This window comes from Vibrio sp. 10N.261.52.A1 (assembly GCF_002876325.1).
In the GTDB taxonomy this organism is placed as follows: domain Bacteria; phylum Pseudomonadota; class Gammaproteobacteria; order Enterobacterales; family Vibrionaceae; genus Vibrio; species Vibrio chagasii.
The window spans coordinates 1-3,651 of sequence record NZ_MCYD01001175.1 but is presented as its reverse complement, the minus strand read 5'-3'; the positions used below and the strand labels follow the sequence as shown (position 1 = coordinate 3,651).

Sequence of the window (3,651 nt, the reverse complement as noted above, 5' to 3'; positions counted from 1 at the left end):
CCTTTTTATATGATCTTAATAGTAGTAAAGTGACGAAATTCAAAGAAAATTATTAAAAATCTCAGATAACCCAATGCTGATAGGATCAGCGAAGTAGGGGCAGGAAGCAAATGTTACCAAGACTTCAACTCAATGCTGATGTCGATCCAGTTGTTGTACGCTTTTTAGATGAACTAAAAACAGCGGGCTTTACTGGCGACATTGAATCTCAATATTCTAGCCGTTTGGCGGTCGCGACTGATAACAGTGTCTATCAGCAATTGCCCCAAGCTGTCATTCTTCCCAAAACAACACACGACGTTGTGCTTATCGGTAAAGTGGGTTCTAAATCTGCTTATGAACGCGTAACTTTTTCTCCTCGTGGTGGCGGTACCGGAACCAATGGACAATCCCTAACTAAAGGGGTTGTGGTTGATTTATCACGCTACATGAATCAGGTTCTGGAAATTAATGAGAAGGAAGGTTGGGTACGAGTTCAGTCGGGTATCGTTAAAGACCAATTGAACGATGCGGTTCGCCCTTACGGTTACTTTTTCTCTCCAGATCTTTCAACAAGTAACCGAGCAACACTGGGTGGCATGATCAATACTGATGCATCAGGCCAAGGGTCATTGAAGTACGGTAAAACGTCTGATCACGTGTTGTCTTTGCAAGCGGTATTCGCCGATGGTTCGTGTCTAGAGTCTGATTTATCACATGGCTTACCGGAAGAGGGCGAGTTTGCGCATCATGCGCTTGCGGTAACCGAAGCGGTATGTCGTGAAAAACGCGCTCAAATCCTCAATAAATTCCCACCATTGAACCGCTTCTTGACGGGCTACGATCTCAAGAATGCTATCAATGATGACGATGACAGCTTTGACCTTACTCGCGTGTTATGTGGCGCAGAAGGCTCTTTAGCATTCATTACAGAAGCAAAGCTAAATCTAACCCCAATTCCGAAAGCGCGCACTTTGGTTAACGTGAAATACAACACGTTTGACTCTGCGCTGCGTAACGCACCGTTCATGGTTGAAGCCAAGGCTCTCTCGGTAGAGACGGTGGATTCAAGAGTATTGAACTTAGCGAAGCAAGATATTGTTTGGCACACCGTGAGTGACCTACTGACGGATGTTCCTAACAAAGAGATGCTTGGTATCAACATGGTTGAGTTTGCAGGCCAAGATGAAGCGGAAGTTGAACAACAAGTTCAAGCGCTGACCGCCAAACTTGAAACCATGGTTGAGAGCGAAGAAGCGGGCGTGATTGGCTTCCAAGTGTGCAGCGATTTGGCGAGTATTGGCCGAATCTACAACATGCGTAAAAAAGCGGTAGGCCTATTAGGTGCGGCGAAAGGTCGTGCTAAGCCAGTCGCTTTTGCTGAAGATACTTGTGTACCACCTGAAAACTTGGCTGACTTCATCGCTGAATTTAGAGTGCTGCTTGATTCGAAAGAGTTAAATTATGGCATGTTTGGTCACGTTGATGCGGGTGTTCTACACGTTCGTCCAGCACTGGACTTATGTGATCCAATGCAAGAAGCCTTGATGCACGAAGTCTCTGATGAAGTGGTTAAGCTGGTGGCGAAATACGGCGGCTTAATGTGGGGCGAGCATGGTAAAGGCTTCCGTTCTGAGTACGGTCCTGATTTCTTCGGTGAAGAACTGTTTACCGAATTAAGACGTGTGAAAGCAGCATTTGACCCACACAACAAGATGAACCCAGGCAAGATCTGTACGCCTTTAGAAAGTGACGCTGAGTTGGTGAAAGTGACCGACACTAAACGTGGCTTTTATGATCGCCAGATAGATGTTCAAGTGCGCGACAGCTTTAAGCAAGCGATGGAGTGTAACGGCAACGGCTTATGTTTTAACTACGACACGAGCTCACCAATGTGTCCTTCTATGAAAGTCACTGCTGACCGTCGCCATTCACCAAAAGGTCGTGCTGGTTTAGTCAGAGAGTGGTTGCGTCAGCTAACTGAGCAAGGCGTGGATATTCTCGATTTAGAGCAAGAAGCGCTAAAAGATGATACTCCGGTCAAAACTATGGTTGAGCGCGTTCGTAACACCATGAACAAACGCCACGAGTACGATTTCTCGCACGAAGTACATGAAGCGATGAATGGTTGTCTTGCATGTAAAGCGTGTGCGAGCCAATGTCCAATCAAAGTTGATGTACCAAGTTTCCGTTCACGATTCTTAAATATCTATTACTCACGCTACCAACGCCCTGCCAAAGATTACTTGGTCGCAAACATTGAAACCATGCTGCCACTAATGGCGAAAGCGCCAAAGGTCGTTAATGCTGCATTGGGTCAAAAGTGGGTTCAATCTGCAACAGCGAAAACAGTCGGTTATGTCGATGCACCACTGATGTCGGTGCCTACGCTCAAAAATCGCCTGGCAAGCAAAGAGCTGCAACTTTTTGATATTCAATATCTAGAAGGGCTCTCTTCGGAAGAGAAGAAACAGCATGTTTTGATTGTCCAAGACCCGTTTACCAGCTTCTATGATGCAGAGGTGGTTGAAGACTTCGTCACTCTGGCTCAAAAGCTTGGCAAGACACCAGTGCTACTGCCGTTTAAACCAAATGGTAAGGCGTTGCACATCAAGGGCTTCTTAAGTCGTTTTGCGCGCGAGGCGAAATCCACTTCTGATTTCTTGTCGATGGTCGCAGATATTGGTATTCCGCTCGTGGGTGTGGATCCAGCTTTGGTACTTTGCTATCGCGACGAATACGTCGAGATCTTAGCGGATAAGCGTGGTGACTTTGATGTGCTCACTGTTCATGAATGGTTATTACCATCGCTTGGTGACTATGAAGCGCGCTCTGCAAGTGAAGAGATGTGGTATTTATTTTCTCACTGTACCGAGAAAACCAAGATGCCAAATGCTGAAAAAGAGTGGGGCGCTATCTTCCAACACTTTGGAGCAGCACTGACTAGCGTACCAGTTGGCTGTTGTGGCATGGCGGGGACGTTTGGACATGAAGTCGATAAGTTACAAATGTCGAAAGACATCTACGGTTTAAGTTGGAAGCCAAGGATTCAAGACTTACCAAAAGAGCGCTGTTTAGCAACAGGGTACTCTTGCCGTAGCCAAGTGAAGCGTTTTGAAGGTGAAAAGCTCGCCCACCCATTACAGGCACTCGCACAAATTCTTTAAACTATTTAGCCCAGCAATTGCTGGGCTTTTTTCTAAACTAACAATGGAATTGTTAATAAGGAAAGCTATGAAATTTCTTGAGTTGAAAGTCCCACCAGTTGCTCTGTTTATATTGGTTTTAGTCGCCTCTTATTTCAGTGCGCAACAGTTGAGTATAGGCGCGATAGGGATGCCGTTTAAGCTCATCATTCTTGGTGTCGGAACCGTTTTGAGCGGCGTTATTGGATTATCTGGCATTTGGGAGTTCCGAAAACAGAAAACTACCGTTAACCCAATTAAAGTCGAAACCGCCTCTAGCGTCGTTGATAGTGGGGTTTTTGGATACACGCGAAACCCAATGTATTTGGGCCTTTTCATCTTACTGTTCTGCTTTGGTTATTTCTTCCAGAATATCTTCAGCGTCTTGCTGAGTTTTGCTTTTGTTATCTACATGAATCAGTTCCAAATCAAACCAGAAGAGCGAGCACTAGAGCAATTATTCGGTGCCGAATATGTTGATTACAAA

At 45.5% G+C, this 3,651-nt stretch carries 2 protein-coding genes; both read left to right on the top strand.

All coding sequences use genetic code 11. The annotated features are described in order from the left end of the window. The first annotated feature begins 110 nt into the window (after positions 1 to 110). Positions 111 to 3,146: an FAD-binding and (Fe-S)-binding domain-containing protein gene (locus tag BCT81_RS25055; protein WP_102426219.1), complete on the top strand. Its 3,036-nt coding sequence runs from the start codon at positions 111 to 113 to the stop codon at positions 3,144 to 3,146. A gap of 67 nt (positions 3,147 to 3,213) precedes the next feature. Then, a partial coding sequence (locus BCT81_RS25050) for an isoprenylcysteine carboxylmethyltransferase family protein (protein WP_102426218.1) occupies positions 3,214 to 3,651 on the top strand: 438 nt, incomplete at its 3' end.

Bases quoted from the DNA above. Each gene is read 5' to 3' on its own strand.
- BCT81_RS25055 (WP_102426219.1), top strand. From the start codon at position 111: ATGTTACCAAGACTTCAACTCAATGCTGATGTCGATCCAGTTGTTGTA.